The sequence below is a fragment of the Kitasatospora sp. NRRL B-11411 genome (assembly GCF_000721345.1).
Lineage (GTDB): Bacteria > Actinomycetota > Actinomycetes > Streptomycetales > Streptomycetaceae > Kitasatospora > Kitasatospora cineracea.
In genome coordinates this window covers 1-17,496 of sequence record NZ_JOGH01000094.1, presented here as the reverse complement: position 1 = coordinate 17,496, position 17,496 = coordinate 1, and the positions used below count along the sequence as shown (strand labels likewise).

14 protein-coding genes and 1 pseudogene are annotated in these 17,496 nt (G+C 75.3%); 2 read left to right on the top strand and 13 right to left on the bottom strand.

Annotated features, from left to right (window positions below; all coding sequences use genetic code 11):
• Positions 1–5: 5 nt before the first annotated feature.
• Together IH44_RS0129855 and IH44_RS0129850 are read right to left on the bottom strand one after the other, a co-directional pair.
• Positions 6–452: a DUF4267 domain-containing protein gene (locus tag IH44_RS0129855; RefSeq protein WP_051817518.1), complete on the bottom strand. Its 447-nt coding sequence runs from the start codon at positions 450–452 to the stop codon at positions 6–8.
• Positions 453–594: 142 nt separating this feature from the next.
• On the bottom strand, positions 595–1,479 hold the full coding sequence (locus IH44_RS0129850) for a LysR family transcriptional regulator (protein ID WP_030462877.1): 885 nt from the start codon (positions 1,477–1,479) through the stop codon (positions 595–597).
• Between the two features lie 119 nt (positions 1,480–1,598).
• Here IH44_RS0129850 and IH44_RS0129845 point away from each other — a divergent pair, with 119 nt between their 5' ends.
• Positions 1,599–2,327, top strand: coding sequence for an SDR family oxidoreductase (locus IH44_RS0129845; protein WP_030462876.1), 729 nt, complete (start codon positions 1,599–1,601; stop codon positions 2,325–2,327).
• 67 nt (positions 2,328–2,394) lie between these two features.
• On the opposite strand, the pseudogene IH44_RS0129840 reads toward IH44_RS0129845, so the two are convergent.
• From IH44_RS0129840 to IH44_RS0129815, 6 genes and pseudogenes are all read right to left on the bottom strand, one after another.
• Positions 2,395–2,700: pseudogene (locus IH44_RS0129840) on the bottom strand (transposase); the annotation flags it as partial.
• A 51-nt stretch (positions 2,701–2,751) separates the two neighbouring features.
• Entirely contained in the window at positions 2,752–5,169 is a 2,418-nt protein-coding gene (locus IH44_RS0129835; RefSeq protein ID WP_030462874.1) for a right-handed parallel beta-helix repeat-containing protein, read from the bottom strand.
• A 193-nt stretch (positions 5,170–5,362) separates the two neighbouring features.
• Positions 5,363–6,274, bottom strand: coding sequence for an MOSC domain-containing protein (locus IH44_RS0129830; RefSeq protein ID WP_030462873.1), 912 nt, complete (start codon positions 6,272–6,274; stop codon positions 5,363–5,365).
• Between the two features lie 215 nt (positions 6,275–6,489).
• Positions 6,490–7,086 carry a DUF6643 family protein gene (locus IH44_RS43200; protein ID WP_051817514.1) on the bottom strand — a complete coding sequence of 199 codons (597 nt, stop codon included), beginning with the start codon at positions 7,084–7,086 and terminating at the stop codon, positions 6,490–6,492.
• Between the two features lie 345 nt (positions 7,087–7,431).
• Positions 7,432–7,881, bottom strand: a complete 450-nt coding sequence (gene mscL, locus IH44_RS0129820) for a large conductance mechanosensitive channel protein MscL (protein WP_035956795.1) — start codon at positions 7,879–7,881, stop codon at positions 7,432–7,434.
• 97 nt (positions 7,882–7,978) lie between these two features.
• The gene (locus IH44_RS0129815; protein ID WP_030462870.1) at positions 7,979–9,181 is read right to left on the bottom strand and encodes a DegT/DnrJ/EryC1/StrS aminotransferase family protein; all 1,203 of its coding nucleotides are present in this window, start codon (positions 9,179–9,181) and stop codon (positions 7,979–7,981) included.
• A gap of 152 nt (positions 9,182–9,333) precedes the next feature.
• Here IH44_RS0129815 and IH44_RS0129810 point away from each other — a divergent pair, with 152 nt between their 5' ends.
• Positions 9,334–10,554 carry an RNA-guided endonuclease TnpB family protein gene (locus IH44_RS0129810; protein ID WP_030462869.1) on the top strand — a complete coding sequence of 407 codons (1,221 nt, stop codon included), beginning with the start codon at positions 9,334–9,336 and terminating at the stop codon, positions 10,552–10,554.
• A 33-nt stretch (positions 10,555–10,587) separates the two neighbouring features.
• On the opposite strand, the gene IH44_RS41625 is transcribed toward IH44_RS0129810, so the two are convergent.
• The 5 genes from IH44_RS41625 to IH44_RS43190 all read right to left on the bottom strand — a co-directional run.
• Entirely contained in the window at positions 10,588–12,111 is a 1,524-nt protein-coding gene (locus tag IH44_RS41625) for a hypothetical protein (RefSeq protein ID WP_035956793.1), read from the bottom strand.
• On the bottom strand, positions 12,111–13,157 hold the full coding sequence (locus IH44_RS0129800; RefSeq protein ID WP_030462868.1) for a GNAT family N-acetyltransferase: 1,047 nt from the start codon (positions 13,155–13,157) through the stop codon (positions 12,111–12,113). The genes IH44_RS41625 and IH44_RS0129800 overlap by 1 nt, the downstream gene beginning before the upstream one ends.
• A 25-nt stretch (positions 13,158–13,182) precedes the next feature.
• Positions 13,183–14,271 carry a glycosyltransferase gene (locus IH44_RS0129795; protein ID WP_030462867.1) on the bottom strand — a complete coding sequence of 363 codons (1,089 nt, stop codon included), beginning with the start codon at positions 14,269–14,271 and terminating at the stop codon, positions 13,183–13,185.
• Positions 14,268–16,133: an AAA family ATPase gene (locus IH44_RS43195; RefSeq protein ID WP_051817512.1), complete on the bottom strand. Its 1,866-nt coding sequence runs from the start codon at positions 16,131–16,133 to the stop codon at positions 14,268–14,270. The genes IH44_RS0129795 and IH44_RS43195 overlap by 4 nt, the downstream gene beginning before the upstream one ends.
• Positions 16,134–16,558: 425 nt before the next feature.
• Positions 16,559–17,496 (bottom strand): glycosyltransferase family 4 protein (locus IH44_RS43190; protein ID WP_030462865.1); only part of this gene is annotated, 938 nt, incomplete at its 5' end.

The window sequence follows — 17,496 nt, the reverse complement described above, 5'->3', positions numbered from 1 at the left end:
GCCCGTCAGTCCTGCCGGGCCCCGCCGCGCTCGGTCAGCAGCAGGACGGCGGTGACGACCACGAAGACGGCGGTGGCGAAGTGCACGCCGAAGGCCGTCGCCGTGCTGCCGTGGTGCAGCAGGATGGTCGCGCAGTCCCCGAACGGCGTGACCGACTCCGCGAGCATCGCCCACCCGAGCGCCCGCCGGTGCCCGGTCAGCAGCAGGGCCAGCGGGACGAGCCCGGAGACGATGTCCCGGACGCCCTTGACGTTCAGGAACGCCGCCGCGTCCCCCCGCGGCCAGACCGGCAGCCCGAAACCGGAGGCGGTGCTCTCCGGGGCGACCAGGAAGCTCACCCCGACGTAGGCGATCCCCAGCGCGACCACCAGGGTGAACCCGGTGGCGAGGTTGACGCGCAGCCGGCTGCTGACCGCGCGGGCGGTGGTGGCGGTGGCGGTGAGTGCGGACATGGTGGTTCCCCCTGCTTCCTCGAACTGCTCCGGTCCGCCGCGTTGTTAGCGGCGCTAGCGACAGGAACGATGCTAGGCTGACGGGTGGTCGGATGTCTAGCGCCGCTAGGATTCAGTTCGCAGCTATCGGATCGGGGCGCCGTCAGCCCCCGAGCCGGACACGGGCGGCGAGGAGGTCGGTGAAGGCGGTGGTGAGGCGGTCGGGGCGGGTGCGGGTGTAGGCGGCGAGGGTGCGGCGGACCGGGGGGTCGGGGCGCAGGACGGCGGCGTCCAGGGCGGCCGGGAGGATGGTGGCGGGGGCGAGGGTGGGACCGAGGCCGGCGGCGGCGAGGGCGGGGGCGGCGGAGGTCTGCTCGGTGCGGACGGCGGCGCGGGGGGTGAAGCCGGCGCGGGCGCAGGCCGCGTCCAGGACTTCGGCCAGGCCGTGCCCGGGGGCGTAGTGCACCCAGTCGCGGTCGGCGAGCGCGGCGAGCGGCAGGGTGCCGCCCGGGGCGCCGGCCAGCGGGTCGTCCGGGGGCAGCACGAGGGCGAACTCCTCGACGCCCAACTCCCGTACGGGGCCGTCCCAGTCGTCCGGGAGCGGCCCGACCGCGAGGTCGGCCCGGCCGGCTGCCGCGGCGGCGCGCAGCAGCTCCGCGTGCGGGTGCTCGCGCAGCCGGATCCGCACCCCCGGGTGCCGGGCCCGCCAGGCCCGCAGGACCGGCGGGAGGATGCCGAGGGCCACCGAGTGGACGGTGGCGACCTCGAGTTCGGCCTCGGCCAGGCCGCTCGCCCGGCGGGCCGCCGCGTGCAGGCGTTCGGCGTCGGCGAGGACGGCCCGGGCGTGCGGGAGGACGGCCCGGCCGAGCGGGGTGAGCCGGACGGCGCGCGGCAGGCGTTCCAACAGCGGGCCGCCCAACGAGGCCTCCAGGGACCGGACTTGGTGGGAGAGCGCGGGCTGGGTGACATGCAGCCGCTCGGCGGCGCGGGTGAAGGAGCCGGTGTCGACCACGGCGGCCAGGTACTCCAGCTGGCGAAGGGTTGCCATGAACGGATTCTATCGATCCGGTCGAAAACAAGCCTTGGACCTATCACCGCAGGTCGGAGCAGGCTGGTGGGCAGGCCGGGAGCACGACCCGGCCGCCCCGAGAACCGAGGAGGACCACCGTGTCCGCATCCCTGTCCGGCCGCCGCCTGGCCGTCGTCGGCGCCGGCTCCCGCACCGGCCGGCACCTCGCCCGCGCGGCCTCCGCCGCCGGCGCCGAACTGGTCCTGGCCGGGCCCGACCCGCGCAAGCTGGAGTGGACGGCCGGCGAGCTGTCCGGCCCGGCCACCGTGCTGCCCGTCGACCTCACCGACGAGGCGTCCATCGAGGCGTTCGCGGCCGAGCTCGGCCGCCTCGGCGGCCTCGACCACCTGGTCTCCACCGCCGGGCTGCCCGCCAACGGGCCGCTCGCCGAGCTGCAACTCGCCGACGTGCGGCGGGCGTTCGACGCCAAGGTGATCGGGCCGCTGCTGCTCGCCAAGCACCTCGCCGGGCGGATCGCCGCGGACGGCTCGCTCACCTTCTTCTCCGGCGTCGCCGCCTGGCGCCCCGCCCCCGCCCGCACCGTGATGGCCACCACCAACGGCGCGCTGGCCTTCCTGGTGCAGGCCCTCGCCGTGGAGATCGCGCCCGTCCGGGTCAACGCGATCTCCCCGGGCATCGTCGACACCGGCTCCTGGGACGGCCTCGGCGCCGACAAGGAGTCCTTCCTGGCCGCGGTCGCCGCCCGCAACCCGGCCCGCCGGGTCGGCACCCCCGACGACCTGGTCAAGGCCGTCCTGCACGCCATCGACAACCCGTACGTCACCGGCACCGTCCTGCACGTCGACGGCGGCGGCCGCCTGGTCTGACCTCCCGGGCCCGCCCCCGGCCGCCGGGGCCCGGCCCGCTGCCGCCGGGCGGGGCTCAGCGGCCGACCCGGGCCCAGTCCAGGTCGCCCGCGCGGTCCAACTCGCTCAGCAGGACTCCCTGCAGGCGGTCCCAGACACCGGTCTCCTGCCACTCCCGCAGCCGCCGCCAGCAGGTCATCCCGGAGCCGAAGCCCAGCTCCTGCGGCAGCCACTCCCACTGGATGCCGGTGTGCAGCACGAACAGGATCCCCTGCAGGCAGCCCCGGTCGCCCAGCGAGGGCCGCCCGGTGGCCGGGCGGCGCCGCACCGGCAGCATCGGCTCGACCACCTCCCACAGGTCGTCCGGCACCAGCCACGGCGGTCGCTTTCCCACACCGGGCTCAACGAGCCGGCGGGCGATCGGACATGGGGGAGCCGGGGACGGTCAGGGGAGGTCGGCGGGGACGAGGAGCTGGAGGTCCTCGGTGGTGGGGGAGGGGAGGTGGGCGACCCGGGAGGCGTGGCGTTCGACCATGGTCTCGAAGACCTGGCGGGCGGTGCGGCCGTTGCCGAAGCCGGTGGAGCGGTCGATGCCGGTGAAGTGGGTGAGCAGGGCGGTCTCGGTGGCGTCGGCGAGCCGGTACTCGTGTTCGGCGGCCTGCGCGCGGGCGATGTCGAGGAGTTCGCCGGCGGTGTAGTCGGGGAAGGTGACGGTGCGGGAGAAACGGGAGGACAGGCCGGGGTTGGCGGCCAGGAAACGCTCCATCTCGCCGGTGTAGCCGGCCACGATGACCACCACCTCGTCGCGATGGTCCTCCATCAGCTTGACCAGGGTGTCGATCGCCTCGCGGCCGAAGTCCCGCCCGCCGTCCTCGGGGGCGAGCGCGTACGCCTCGTCGATGAACAGCACGCCGCCGCGGGCCCGGTCGAAGGCGGCGGCGGTGCGGATCGCGGTCGAGCCGATGTGCTCGCCGACCAGGTCGAGCCGGGCCACCTCGACCAGGTGGCCGCGCTGCAGCACGCCGAGCGAGGCCAGGATCTCGCCGTACAGGCGGGCCACCGTGGTCTTGCCGGTGCCGGGGGCGCCGGTGAAGACCAGGTGGCGGCGCGGCGAGGGGGCCTTGAGCCCGGCCCGCTGGCGGGCCCGGCCGACCGAGATCAGGTCGATCAGGGTGCGCACCTCCTGCTTGACGGTGGCCAGGCCGACCAGGGAGTCGAGCTCGGCCAGCGCCACGTCCGCGGGCCGGCAGTCCGGGATCGGGGCGATCACGGCGGCGGCCGGCAGCGCGGGGGAGGAGGTCTGCACCAGGGTGGCCAGCGGCGGCCCGGCCGGCGCGGGCACGGCGGGCACGGCGGGTACGGGCGGCACGACCGCAGGCGCCGGCGCCGCGTCGTCCGAGGTGCAGCCCTCGGCGACCGGGCCCGGCTCGGAGAACTCGAACCCGGCCCGGGAGTTGCGCTCGGCCCGGCAGCGGATCAGCTTCGTCCGGCAGCCGTCGATCACGTGGAAGCCGAAGCCGCCCTGGGAGACCCGGACGGTGTCGAACTCGCCGCGGCCCTGCGCCGACACGTACACCCCGGCCTCGCTGGCGCCGCGCACCGTGCACTCGCGCAGCACCGGGTCGGCGCCCTTGGTGACGATCACGCCGGTGGCGACGTCGGCGATCTCGCAGTCGGTGAGCAGGCCGCCCGAGCCGTGGTCGCGGAACCACAGGCCGGTGCCCGCGCCCTGGATCCGGCAGCCCGACAGGTCGACGCCGGCGCCGCCGCTGACCGAGACCGCGGAGGAGCGGATCGCGCTGAACGAGCAGTCCCGGGCGGTGGCCGTCGAGCCCTGGTCGAGCACGAACAGGGCGTCGGGCAGGTCGTCCAGGGCGCAGTCGGCGAGCTCCAGGGCGGCGCCGTCGCTCACCCACAGCGCCGGGTAGTCGCCCTGCGCGGAGTGGAAGCGGCAGCCCTCGGCGAGCACCCGGGTGCCGCCGTCCCAGACCGAGAGCGCGCCCCGGCCGAAGCCGTGCACGGTGACCTGACGAAGCGTCAGCTTGGCGCCGCCGCGCAGGTCCGCGGCGTTCTCCGGCACCTCGTGCACCCGGCAGGAGGACAGCTCCAACTCGGCGCCGGTGTCCAGGCTCAGGCCGTTGCCGGAGACCCGGTGCACCGTGCAGTCGGTGAGCCGGCCCACCGCCTGCGCCTCGGCCTGCACGCCCGAGCCGCGCACCTCGGAGACCTCGCAGCCGATCAGCTCCGCCAGCGTCCCCGGGTCGGCCAGCAGGACGCCGGCCCCGCCGGTGCGGCGCACCTTGACCCGCTCGGCGTGCAGCCGGGAGCCGGCCAGCACCGCCAGACCGCTCTGCCCGGCCGCGGCGACCTCGCAGTCCAGCAGTTCGGCCCGGGACTGCGCGCGCAGCCGCACCCCCAGGCCGGACGGGTTCTCCACCACGCAGTCGACCAGCCGGGCCCGGGCGCCGTCGGCCAGCTCCACGCCCACCGCCGAGGAGGTCTCCACCCGGCAGCCGGACAGCACCGCGCCGTCCGCGCCGGCCACCAGCACGGCGGGCGCGGAGCGGTCGGAGCCCTCCACCACCAGGCCGCTGACGGTGGCCGCGGCGGTCACGGTCAGCGCGGTGCCGCCGCGCACCGCGCTCTCCGGCGGGGAGATCCGGACGCTGCCCGGGCCCTGCTCGGGGACCAGCGTCACCGGCTTGTCGACCAGCACGGCCTCGCGGAACGTCCCGGCGCGGATCGTCAGGGTGTCGCCCGGCTCGGCGACCTCCAGGGCCTCGCGGAGGGTGGCGTACTCCCCGCTGCGCCGGCGCCACCGCGAGGCGCTGTCCTGCGTGACCCGGACCCTGAGCTCAGCCATGACGATCTGTCATCCCCGCCTTCGTCGGTTACGTCGGTTGCGTCGGGACGCCGCGCGATCACCCCACCGTAGCGCGCGGTGCGGACCCGGCGGACCGCCGTCCGGCTTCGGCGCCCGGTTCAACGAGCGGGGCCGGGGGTGGTTCCGGGTGCACGGAGCTGACGATGCCGGGGAGCGGCGGCGGCGCGGTGGTTCAGCGGCGGTCCGGCAGCGGCGCCGGGACCTCCTCCAGCACCTCGACCCGGTCGCCGACGGCCAGGGTGCCCAGCACCTCGACGGCCGGGTCGGCGCCGAGCGGGCGGACCGGGACCAGGTTCTGGCCGAACACCAGCTTCTGTCCGAAGCGGTGGTGCCGGCCCAGCGCGCGCAGCGGCTCGGGGCCGCGCCGCTCGCCGGTCTCCTGGTCGGTGGTGGTCATCACGCAGCGGCCGCAGGGCTTGGCCACCCGGAACTCCAGGCCGCCGACCCGGATCCGCCGCCAGCCGTCCTCGGCCCACGGGGCGGTGCCGGAGACCACCAGGTTGGGGCGGAAGCGCTCCATCGGCAGCGCGGCGGCCTTGCGCGGGTCGTCGGGGTGGTCGGCGGCGATCCGGGCGTTCAGCTCGTCGAGCGAGGCGGTGGTGGTGACCAGCAGCGGGAAGCCGTCGGCCATCGAGACGGTCTCGTCCGGGGCGGCGTAGTCCGGGTCGATCGGGCGGCTGGTGGCCGGGCGGTCGAGGTGGACCAGCCGGACCTCGCCGTGCTTGGCCGGCAGCCGTCCGGCCAGCCAGGCGGTGGTCTCCTTGCCGGTCAGGGCGGCGGAGAAGCGGGTGCCGAAGACGTCGACGGCGGCCTCGGGGGCGCCGGTGGCGAGGGCGGGCACCGGCAGGGTGTGGACGTCGCCGTCCGGGCCGGTCAGGGTGAGCGCGGTGCCGTCGGCGGACGGGGCGGGGCGGAACTGTCCGATCGAGGGCTCGTCGCGCTGGGTGAGCGCGGTGCCGTCGGCGTCGACCAGCATCCAGCGGCGGTCCCCGGCCAGGCCCCAGGGCTGCACCACGGCGGACGGCGGGCTGAGCCGGTACATCGACTTGACGGGGTACAGGTGGAGCGCGGCTAGACGGGGCATGGGGCCATCCTGCCAGGCCCGCTCCGGCCGGAGCGGGCGGGTACGACGGTTCCCCGTGCCCCCGGCCCCTGTCCGGCAGGATCGACCGGACAGGGTTTGGCGCGGGACACGGGGAACCGTGGTGGTGCGGTCCCGTCCGGGCGGTGTGCGCGGGCGGGGGTGTGGGGGAGAAAACGCTCCGTTGCGTGGTGACCTCGCCCCCTCGGGAGGGGTCCTCAGCCGGCCTGGGGGTACTGCCGGTACTGCGGGTACTGCTGGGGGGCGGCCGCCGGGCGGAGCGTGTTGCCGCCGAACGACTGGTCGCCGAACGACTGCTGCTGCGGGGCGGGTTGGGCGCCGAACTGCTGGGAGTTGAAGGTCGGCGTGAAGCTCTGCGGGGCCGCGGCGAAGCCGCCGGGGGCCTGCGGGGCCGGGTACGCCTGCCCGGGCTGCTGGTAGGACGGGGCGGCCGGGCGCTGGCCGAAGCCCTGGGGGGCGCTCGCGTAGCCGGGCTGCGGGGGCTGCGGGGCGTTCGCGTAGCCGGGCTGGGCCGGGATGTACGGGGCCGGGGCCGGGGTGCTGCTCGGGCCGGGGCCGAGGGCGAGACGGGCCGGGGGCAGGGCGGGCAGGTTCGACTGGGGGGCGTCGAAGCCGGTGCCGAAACCGCTGCCGTAGGCGGAGGACCAGGAGGAGGCCGGGAGGGCCGGGGGCACGTTGATGGGTGCGATCTGCGGAATGCCGCGCTCTGCGACCAGGCTGTCGTAGATGGGCGTGCCGGAGGAGAAGGACGGAGAGGGGTAGCCGACTCCGTCGTAGGAGCGGGGCGAGGTCATGGGGCATACCGTAAGCCCACAACGTGCCTGCTGAGGAGAGCGGAACGGCCTGGAGTTCAACTGTTTACAGACTCTTCGCTCGCTTAAATCGGGCAATGCCGGACACAGCCGGGCGAACTGACGTCCCGTTTCGGTCATCCGGGATCCATCGTCCGTACCCCACCCGCTCATCCGGGGTGGACAAAAGCCCTCCGATCGGACGGCCGAAAGGCTGCGCCAAGGTTCCGTTAAGCCGCAGTGGTCCAGACCGCCGCCCGCGGGGCGCTGTCCGGGGCGGGAACGGGCCCGGCCCGGACGGCGGGTGCCGTCCGGGCCGGGATGGTGCGGGGTGGTGCGAGAGGGGGCTCAGCGGGCGGCCGCGGCGGCGGCCTGGGCCGGGAAGCCCGGGCGGCCGGCCAGCTCGGTGGTGCAGTGCGCGCAGCGGGTCGCGGCGACCGGGACGGTGCTGAGGCACTCGGGGCAGTCGGCCTTGGTCACCGGGGTGTCCTTGACCGGGTTGAAACGGTTCTGCAGCTTGCCGACCGGCATCACGACGGCGAAGTAGATCACCGCGGCGACCAGCACGAAGCTGATCAGGGCCTGGAGGAACGCACCGTACGGGAAGGTGACCCCGGCGACGGTGAACGCCTCCTTGCTGAAGTCGCCGACCGCGCCGGCGGCGATGCCGATCAGCGGGGTCAGGAAGGCGGAGACGAAACCGGTGACGACGGCGGTGAAGGCGGCGCCGATGACGATGCCGACCGCGAGGTCGACGACGTTGCCGCGCAGCAGGAAGCTGCGGAATCCCTTGAACATGTCAGCCATCCTGACGCCCCAACCTCCCATCGGTCCAACCGAGTTCACCTGATCCGACTAATCTCCGAACCGCCTTGCGAGACTCGATCGGACGGGCTCAGCCGCGCGCCGTCCCCGCCGCCAGCTCGGCCGCGAAGGGTTGGATGCGCACCACCGCGTCGGCGACCCGCCGGACGGTCGCCGGGTCCATCTGGGACCACAGCGGGACGGTCAGCACCGCGGCCGCCAGCCGGTCGGTGCGCGGCAGGTCGTCCGCCTGCCCGAGGTGGGCGTAGGCGCGCTGCCGGTTGACGGGCGGGAAGAAGTAGCGGCGGGTGTCGATGCCCTCGGCCCGCAGCGCCGCGGCCAGTTGCCGGTTGTCCAGGCCGAAGGCGGCCGGGTCCAGGATCAGCGTCAGGTCCTTGAAGGTGGAGGTGTCGCCGTCCTCCGGCAGGGCCAGCCGCAGGCCGGGGACGCCGGCCACCGCGCGGGCGAACTCGGCGACCAGCGCGCCCCGGTGGGCGACCCGCTCGGGCAGGTCGGCCAGCCAGGTCAGGCCGACCGCGGCGTGCAGCTCGCTCATCCGGGCGTTCAGGCCGGGGAACAGGGTGTCGTAGTCGCCGGGGTTGCCGTAGTCGCGGGCGGTGCGCAGGGTCCGGGCGAGCGCGGCGTCCCGGGTGGCGACCAGGCCGCCCTCGCCGGCCACCGCGACCTTGGTCGGGCTCATCGAGAACACCTCGGCCAGGCCGAAGTTGCCCACCGGCACGCCGCGCCGCTTCGAGCCGAGGCCGTGCGCGGCGTCGTACACCAGCGGCACCCCGGCCGCGTCGGCGACCCGCTGCAGCTCCTCGACCTGGCAGGGCGTCCCGTACACGTGGGTGGCCATCAGCGCGGCGGGGGAGTCGGCGGCCTTCAGCCGGGCCTCGGCGTCGGCCGGGTCCAGGGTGATGTCCCGCTCCCGGGCCTCGGCGAACAGCGGGGTGCCGCCGGCCCAGTGCGCGGCGTGCGCGGTCGCCGAGAAGGTGAAGCCCGGCATCAGCACCGGGCGCCGGTCGCCGACCCCCGCGGCCTGCAGCACCAGCATCAGGCCCGCCGTGCAGTTGGACACCGCCACCACGTGCGGCACCTCCATCAACTCGGCCGCCCGCTCCTCGAGTTCGCGCACCAGCGGGCCGTTGGTGAGCATCCCGGAGTCGAGCACCGCGCCGAGCCGCCCGAGCAGCCCCTCCCGGTCGGGCACCCGGACCCGGGTCAGCGGCAGGCCGTCGGGGAAGGCGGGCGGGCCGCCGAGGGCGGCGGGGCGGTTCTGATCGGTCGTCATCGGATACCTCCGTGGATACCCCTGGCTTCAGCCGGGGGAGGAAACGGATCTCCTGCGGAGCAGGGCAACGGGCTGTGTTTCGCCGCAAGGCGGACCGCAGTGCTCTGACCGGGAGGTCTGGTCTGTACAGGTGGTCCCACTAGGTTGTGAGCATGGCCACGAACCACGTGAAGCGGGCTTTCAAGTACCGCTTCCACCCGACGGATGCGCAGGCGGCTGAGCTGTCGCGCACCTTCGGGTGCGTGCGGAAGGTCTACAACATGGCGTTGCAGGCCCGGACCGAGGCGTGGAGCCTCCGTCAGGAGCGGATCAACTACAACACCACCTCCGCGATGCTGACGGCGTGGAAGAAGACCGAGGAGCTGGCCTACCTCTCCGAGGTGTCGTCCGTCCCGTTGCAGCAGACCCTCCGGCACTTGCAGGGGGCGTTCACCAACTTCTTCGCGAAGCGGGCGAAGTACCCGACGTTCAAGTCGAAGCGGAAGTCCCGCCGCTCCGCCGAGTACACGTCGTCCGCGTTCCGGTTCCGGAACGGCGCTCTGACGCTGGCGAAGATGGCGGAGCCGCTGGACATCGTGTGGTCCCGTCCGCTTCCGGAGGGTGCGGTTCCGTCCACGGTGACCGTGTCGCAGGACGCGGCAGGCCGGTGGTTCGTCTCGGTGCTGTGCGAGGACCGGCCCACGATGCCCGACCCGGTCAACGCGGCCGTCGGTGTCGACGCGGGGATCACCAGCTTGGTGACGCTCTCCACCGGCGAGAAGGTCGCCAACCCGAAGTTCGAGCGCGCCGACCGGCTCGCGCTGGCCAAGGCCCAGCGGGAACTGTCGCGCAAGGCCAAGGGCTCCCGCAACCGGGACAAGGCCCGTCTCAAGGTCGCCCGGGTGCACGCCCGGATCGCCGACCGCAGGCGTGACTTCCTGCACAAGCTCACCACTCGACTCGTCCGTGAGAACCAAGCGGTCGTGATCGAGGACCTGACGGTCCGCAACATGCTGGGGAACCACAGCCTCGCCCGGGCGATCTCGGACGCCTCGTGGACCGAGCTGCGGTCCATGCTGGAGTACAAGGCCCAGTGGTACGGCCGCGAGCTGATCACCGTCGACCGGTGGTTCCCCAGCTCCAAGCTGTGCTCGGCCTGCGGGACCGTCCGCAACGCGATGCCGCTGAACGTCCGCGAGTGGACGTGCGACTGCGGTGCGGTCCACGACCGGGACGTGAACGCGGCCCGCAACATCCTGGCCGCCGGGCTGGCGGCAGCAGCCTGTGGAGACGGTGTAAGACCTCAACGGAGCACTCCGGGCGGGCAGTCGTCGATGAAGCAGGAAGTCGTCCCACCGCCGCGCCCACGCGCGGCGGCTCAGCCGCGAGGCTGAGGGGAACCCCCACCCCTCCGGGCGGGGAGGATGTCAAGAGGTCGAGCCCTCCTGGGTTCGGGACGGATCCGGTGCGCCGACGGCGGCCGGAGGTTCGGGGCCGGGCCGGGCGGTGCCCCGCGGGCCGGGTCGGGCCGGGCCGGGTCGTCGCCGTCGCCGCACCGGGCGGTCGGTGGCCGGCCGGGGCACCGCCAGCAGCACCAGGGCCAGCGGCAGCACCTGCACCCGTTCGCGGGACAGGATGCCCATGTTGTTGATGGTCGAGAACGCCCAGCAGAACAGCAGCGTGTACACCACCGCGAAGGCCACGTACGAGCGCTGGACGAACAGCCTGGGCACCCGGGCCAGCTGCGGCCAGGCCCGGACGAACATCACCAGCAGCGCGAAGCACTCCACCGACTGGATCAGGTTCTGCACGTTCGACGCCTCGAACGGGAACGGCCGGAACAGCACGCTCACCACCGACACCGGCAGCTTCACCGGATTGAGGCTGAACCCGGGCGCCGGCTCGTCCGCGGCGGCCGCGTTGATCACCGAGTCGCCCTGCGAGGTGCGCCGCGAGGTCTCCGACAGCACCTGGTTGACCGCGTCCCCGCCGGTGCCGCTGGTCCCGAAGAACGTCGACACCTGCTGCAGCATCAGCATCACGCCCGCCGCCAGCACCGCCGCCGTCAGCACCGTGCGCAGCGGCCCCAGCGCCGACACCTGCCGCGGTCGCTGCCGCAGCAGGTACGCCACGCTCAGGCCCGCGCCCGCCAGCACCGTCACGTGCGGGCGGACCATCGCGGTGCCCAGCGAGCCCAGCGCGATGCACGCGAACGCCCCGAACCGGCGGTCCAGCAGCCGGGCCACCCCGTACGTGGTCAGGCCCAGGCAGAACATCATCCAGGCGTCCTTGCCGATGCTGGACGGCCAGAACAGCAGCGAGGGCAGGAAGAACACCAGCTTCGCGTAGCGCCGCGAGTCCGCCTCCGGGAAGGCGATCTGCAGCGCCCGCCAGAAGAACAGCAGCCCCCAGAAGCCCAGCCAGGAGAACACCAGGAAGCCGCCGACCAGGGTCGGCCCGGTGACCGCGTAGACCACGCCGGTCACGATGATCACGAAGCCGGTGCCCGCGACCTTCATCCCCAGGTCGTAGTGCAGGCCGGCGGAGAAGTCGGTGGTGGTCAGGTAGCGGGCCAGCTCGGAGCCCTTCCGGTCGTACATCTTGGCGTCCGCCGCGCCGCCGTACAGCACGAACGCCATCAGGTAGCGCGGGAAGGCGCAGGCCAGCTTCGCCGCCATCGCCACCATCAGCAGCCGGAACACCCCGCGCTCCGGGTTGGCCGCCGCCACCCGGGCCAGGATCGGCGTGCCGACCGCCATCAGCGCCGGGGCCACCAGCAGCGCCCCCCAGGTGTCGTACGTGGTGTGCACCATCGCCAGCACGAACACCGTCACGTAGCCCAGCACCACCGCCCAGGCCAGCGCGGACGGGCCGCCCCGGCGCAGTGCCGCGCGCAGCCGCGCCGCCGGGCGGGGGCGGCGCGGGCGGCGGGCGGCGAGCAGCGCCGCCATCAGAAGACCTCCAGGTCGCCGAGGCTGAACCGCCAGTCGGCCAGCGACCGTTCGGCGGGCAGCGGGCCGGTCGGGGTGCGGGCGGCCAGCACCATCCCGGTGCGCGGCGCCCGCACGCAGCCCGCCCGCAGTGCGGCCGCGGCGGCCTCGGTGCCGGGGGACAGGTGGGTGGCGGCGTGGTCGCAGCCGGCGGCCGCGGCGGTGCGCAGCAGCCGGGCGGCGGCGGCCCGGTCGCCCGGGCGGACGATCAGCTCGGCCAGCGTGAACTCGGCCAGCGGGCCGCGCCGCCGGGGCCGCCCGAACGCCACCCCGACCAGCTCGCCGCCCCGCTCCACCGTCGCCACCCGGTAGTCCAGGCCCGGCGCCGCCCCGTACCGCCAGGCCAGGTACTGCGGGGTGCGCACGGTGTGCAGCCGCGGGTCGGCGGCGTCCGCCCGCTCGCGCTCGGCGAGCAGCTCGGCCAGCTGCGAGGCCGTCCGGGCGCCGGGGGAGGCCAACCATCCGGCGGCGGCGGGCAGTTCGCAGCGCGGCGGCCCCGAGGGGCCGGGGCGGCGGGCCAGCGCCGAGCGGGCGCCCCGGGCGAACGACACCGGCCGGGCCACCCGCAGCGTCACCGGGACGCGGCCCAGCTCCCGCCAGCCCATCCCCAGGTAGCCGGGCAGGCTGCTGCCGTTCGGCGTGTTGAACACCAACTCGGCCTCGCCGCGCACCTGTTCGAGCAGCTCGGTGGTCAGCCGGCGGAAGATCCCGCGGCCCCGGAAGTCCGGGTGCGTCGCGGTGTCCACCGGCCGCACCGCCCGCACCTCCCGGCCGCCCGCCCCGCGCCAGCACCAGCGCAGGAACAGCCGCACCCCCACCACCCGCCCGCCGTCCGCCACCGCGACCAGGCCCGGGCTCGACCCGAACGGGTTCTCCCGGTGCTTCCAGTCGAAGAACTCCGCGCTGCGCCGCCCGGTCGGGCCGCCCGCCAGCGAAGCCGTCAACAGCTCCAGCACCGCCGGAACGTCCGCCGGCTCCAGCCCGCGGTACGTCAGTCCACCACCCACGTCGTGCTCCGCCCCACCCGTCGGTTCAGTTCGCCAGGACCCGCGCGTACACCCGCTCGACCGCCCGCTGCGCGCCCGCCACGTCGAAGGACGCCGACCGCTCGCGGGCCGCCGCGCCCATCCGCCCGCGCAGCGCCGGATCGGCCAACTCGCCCAGTGCCGCCGCCAGCCGGGCCGGATCGCCCGGCGGCACCAGCCGGCCCTGCACGCCGTCGTCCAGGATCTCCGGCACGCCGCCGACCGCCGTCACCACCGACGGCAGGCCCGAGGCCATCGCCTCCATCAGCGCCACCGGCAGGCCCTCCTGACGGGAGCTCAGGCAGAACACGTCCCAGCCCGGCAGCAGCGCCGGGACGTCCGCGCGCATGCCCGCGAACAGCACGCCGCCGCCCGCCCGGGCCTTCAACTCGGCCTCCAGCGGTCCCGACCCGACCAGCACCAGCCGGGCGTCCGGCTCCCGCTCGCGCAGCAGCGCGAACGCCGCCAGCAGCGTCGCCTGGTCCTTCTTCGCGGTCAGGTTGCCGACCGTGCCGACCACCAACGCGTCCTCCGGCAGCCCGAGTTCGGCCCGCGCCGCGCGCCGCGCCGCCGGGCCGGACGGCGCGCCGCCCAGGTCCGGCCCGTGGTGCACCACCGACAGCCACTCGCCCGCCCGCCGCCGCCCGACCCCCGCCGCCACCGCGTGCGACACCGCGATCACCGCGTCGTTGCGCCCGTAGGTGAGCGCGTTCGCCCAGCGGGTCGGCAGCCGGTAGCGCTCCCACAGGTTGTGCTCGGTGTGCACCAGCCGCGGTCGGGGCCGCCCCGCCAGCAGCCGGGCCGCCACCGCCGGCACCGGCATGTGGGTGTGCACCAGGTCGTAGCGCCGCTCGGCCAGCAGCCGCCGCAGCCGCAGCGGCCAGCGCCGCCCCGGCGCACCGCCCAGGCAGTGCACCGGCACGCCCGCCGCCGCCAGGTCCGGCACCAGCGCGTCCTTGTGCGGCAGCACGTACGCCACCTCGACGGCGTACCGCTCCCGGTCCGCGTGCCGCACACAGTTCAGCAGCAACTGCTCCGCGCCGCCTCGGCCCAGCCCCTTGGCCAGCCAGAGCACCCGCGCCCGCCCCCCGGTCACCGCTCCTCGCCCAGTCGCAGCTGCAGCGTGGTCTCCACCGGCTCCTCCGGCGGCAGCTCGGCCGGCCGGCGGCCCCAACTCGCCGCCCGGTCCCGCCGGTCGGCGTCCTCGCCCCGCTCGCCCTCGCCGTACACCGGCTCGCGCCGCCGGGTGTCCGCCGCCCGCTGGTGCTCGGCCCGGCCCGGCTCGGCCCGCCGCGGCTGCGGCCGGGACGGCCCGGCCGCCGCCGGACGCGGCAGCTCCGCCCGCTCCGGCGCCGGAGGCAGCGGCGCCCGCCCGCCCGGCCGCCCCGGCCGCAGCCGCGGCGAACGGTTGCGCCGCCCGGTGGCGACCTCCGCGCCCAGCAGCGCCACCCCCGCCACCGGCACTCCGGTGCGGGCCAGCAGCTCGGACACCCGGTCCGCCTCCTCGGGGCGGACGTTGCCCGCCATCACCGTCACCAGCACCGCGTCCGCGTGCCGCACCAGGTCGTACGCGTCGTTGGCGTTCAGCAGCGGCGAGGAGTCGATCAGCACCACGTCCGCGTGCCGCCGGGCCAGCGCCAGCACCTCCGCGGCGCGCAGCACCAGCGCCGCCGGGTACGCGGTGGCGTGGCCGCCCGCGATCAGCGCCACGTTCGGCACCCGGGTCGGCCGGATCAGCTCCACCAGCGAGGCCGGCTGCTCCCCCGACAGCAGCTCCGCCATGCCCGGGCCCTCGTCCAGCCCGAAGTGCGCGTTCAGCTCCGGCTGCCGGAAGTCGCAGTCCAGCACCAGCACCTGACGGCCCGTCTCGCCCAGCGCCGCCGCCAGGTTCGCCACCGTGGTGGTCCGCCCGTCGCCCGAACGCCCCGACATCACCAGCACCACCGGCGCCGGCTCCACCGCCCGCCGCACCCGCCGCTCGTCCTGGTCCAGGCCGCCCTGCCCGAACTGCGCGGACAGCGCCTCCGGGCCGGTCAGCAGCAGCGTCGAGCGCAGCGAACGGAACGCCTCGGTCGCCGGGTCCGCCGGCCGGGCCGTCACCAGCGGCTCGCGCAGCCGCCGCAGCCGCCGCGACAGGCCCGGGATCTCGCCGACCACCGGCAGGTTGAACGCCTCCTCGACGCCGTCCCGGGTGCGCAGCCGGGTGTCCATCCGGGACAGCATCAGCGCCGCCACCACGCCCAGCGCCAGGCCCAGCACCACCGCCAGCGCCAGCCGCACCCCGCGGGTCGGCGAGGTCAGCAGGCTGCCGCCGAGCTCCTTGGTGTCGATCGAACCCCACTGCTGGATCGCGTCGGTCTGGCTGTAGTTCTGCAGGTCGGCGATGGCCCCGAGGGTCTTGGTCAGCGCCGCCGTCGCCGTCGACAGCTGCGGCTGCAGCTTGGCCTGATCGCTCGCGTTGGCCTTGCTGAACGACTTCTGCAGGTCGTCCAGCTGCGACTGCTGGGCGTCCGCCTGGGTGCGCAGCCGCTTGATCGATTCGTCGGCGCTCTTGCGTGACTCCTGGGCGTAGCCGGTGATCGTCGCCTCCGACAGCGCCGCCGCCAGGTCCGCGCAGGACTGCTGGGTCGGGCCGGTGGTGGTGAACAGCAGCATCTGGGTGGACTCCGCCGCCACCGTCCGGCGCGCCGTCAGCCCCGCCACGTCCGTCAGGTGCAGCTTCTGCGCCGCCGCCGTGGTCACCGCCGAACCCTGCGCGTACGACAGCACCTGGTCGGCCCGCACGGTGTCCGCCGCGCCCGCCACCGGCGTGATCGCCACCTTGCACTGCCACTTGCCGTTGTCCACGGCGTCACCGGCCGGCGTCAGCAGGTACCCCACGACCAGCGCGGCCGCCGTGCAGGCCGCCAGCAGCCGCCAGTACCGCCGCAGAACGGTGAACAGATTTGCCGGTTCCACCGGTTGGTTCCCCTCGCCTCGTCACGGTGCCCACGCGCCCACGGCCGCACCCGCCCCATGGGCGGCGCGCATCGGTACGGCCGGCCCGGCCACCCCGGACCTCGGATCCCCCGGGAACGGCACCGGACCCCGGCCCCGTACGCGCCCCCGGCTGCGGCGGAAAGAAAAAGTCGAAACGAACGAGGCCGCCCCCACGGCCCTCCCCTGCGCCCGATGCTTCCCGCCCCGGACCTGCGGCGCAAGCACTTTGGCCATACTGACACCTGCCGTTGGGCCGAATCCGGACGCCCGTACCCGAACTGACGAACCGTCATCAAAAGCCCGCACGGGACGGACCGACGGGCCGGAGGGCCGCCCGGTGACCGAACCGCCCGCCCGGCGTCAGGACAGTGCGCGCCCGCCGTCAAGCCGGTGCCCGCCCGCCATCAGGACAGTGCGCGCCCGTAGAACTCCACCATCCGCGCCGACACCCGCTCCAGCGTGTACCCGGCCAGGAAGCGCGCCCGCGCCGCCTCCGCCCGCACCAGCGCCTCCCCGCGCCCCTCCAGCGCCCGCACCAGCGCCCCCGCCAACGCCTCCGGCCGCTGCGGCGGCACCAGCAGCGCGCACTCCTCCCCGCCGCCCACCGTCTCCCGCAGCGCCGGCACGTCCGCGCACACCAGCGGCACCCCCACCCCCATCGCCTCCAGCGCCGCACTCCCCAGCCCCTCCCAGCGCGACGGCACCGCGCACACCTCCACCGCCGCCATCAGGTCGAACACGTCGTCCCGCGGCCCCAGGAACCGCACGCCCCCCGTTCGCGCCGCCAACCCCTCCAACCGCGCCGTCTCCGCCCCCCGGCTGCCCGCCAGCAGCAGCACCGCGTCCGGCCGCGCCGCCCGCACCCGCGGCCACGCCGACACCAGCACGTCCAAGCCCTTCTGGTACTGCTGCCGGGCCGCCGCCAGCACCACCGGCACCTCCTCCGCCAACCCCAGCGCCCCCCGCACCGCCGCCCGCCGCTCCGCCGTCACCCGCCCCAGCAGCAGCGGGTCCCGCCCCCGCGGCACCACGTCGATCCGCCGCCGCGCCACCCGCAACCGGGCCGCCATCACCTCCGCCACGTGCTCCGTCAACGCGTGGAAGCGCCGCACCCCCCGCGCCGTCACCGCGTCCACCGCCTGCGCCGCCCGGACCTTCCACGGGCTCAACCCCCGCGCGTGCACGTGCTCCGGCCCGTACGCCGAGTTCACCAGGCTCGACACCACCGGCACCCGCGCCGCGAACGCCGCCGACCGCCCCAGCACGTCCGACTCGTACAAGGTCGTGTGCACCAGGTCCGGCCGCAACCCCCGGAACAGCCCCCGCAACCCCGCCACCCGCG

Coding starts and splice junctions, on each gene's coding strand:
- IH44_RS0129855 (WP_051817518.1), bottom strand. CDS start 452: ATGTCCGCACTCACCGCCACCGCCACCACCGCCCGCGCGGTCAGCAGC.
- IH44_RS0129850 (WP_030462877.1), bottom strand. CDS start 1,479: ATGGCAACCCTTCGCCAGCTGGAGTACCTGGCCGCCGTGGTCGACACC.
- IH44_RS0129835 (WP_030462874.1), bottom strand. CDS start 5,169: ATGGCTGAGCTCAGGGTCCGGGTCACGCAGGACAGCGCCTCGCGGTGG.
- IH44_RS0129830 (WP_030462873.1), bottom strand. CDS start 6,274: ATGCCCCGTCTAGCCGCGCTCCACCTGTACCCCGTCAAGTCGATGTAC.
- IH44_RS43200 (WP_051817514.1), bottom strand. CDS start 7,086: ATGACCTCGCCCCGCTCCTACGACGGAGTCGGCTACCCCTCTCCGTCC.
- mscL (WP_035956795.1), bottom strand. CDS start 7,881: ATGTTCAAGGGATTCCGCAGCTTCCTGCTGCGCGGCAACGTCGTCGAC.
- IH44_RS0129815 (WP_030462870.1), bottom strand. CDS start 9,181: ATGACGACCGATCAGAACCGCCCCGCCGCCCTCGGCGGCCCGCCCGCC.
- IH44_RS0129810 (WP_030462869.1), top strand. CDS start 9,334: ATGGCCACGAACCACGTGAAGCGGGCTTTCAAGTACCGCTTCCACCCG.
- IH44_RS41625 (WP_035956793.1), bottom strand. CDS start 12,111: ATGGCGGCGCTGCTCGCCGCCCGCCGCCCGCGCCGCCCCCGCCCGGCG.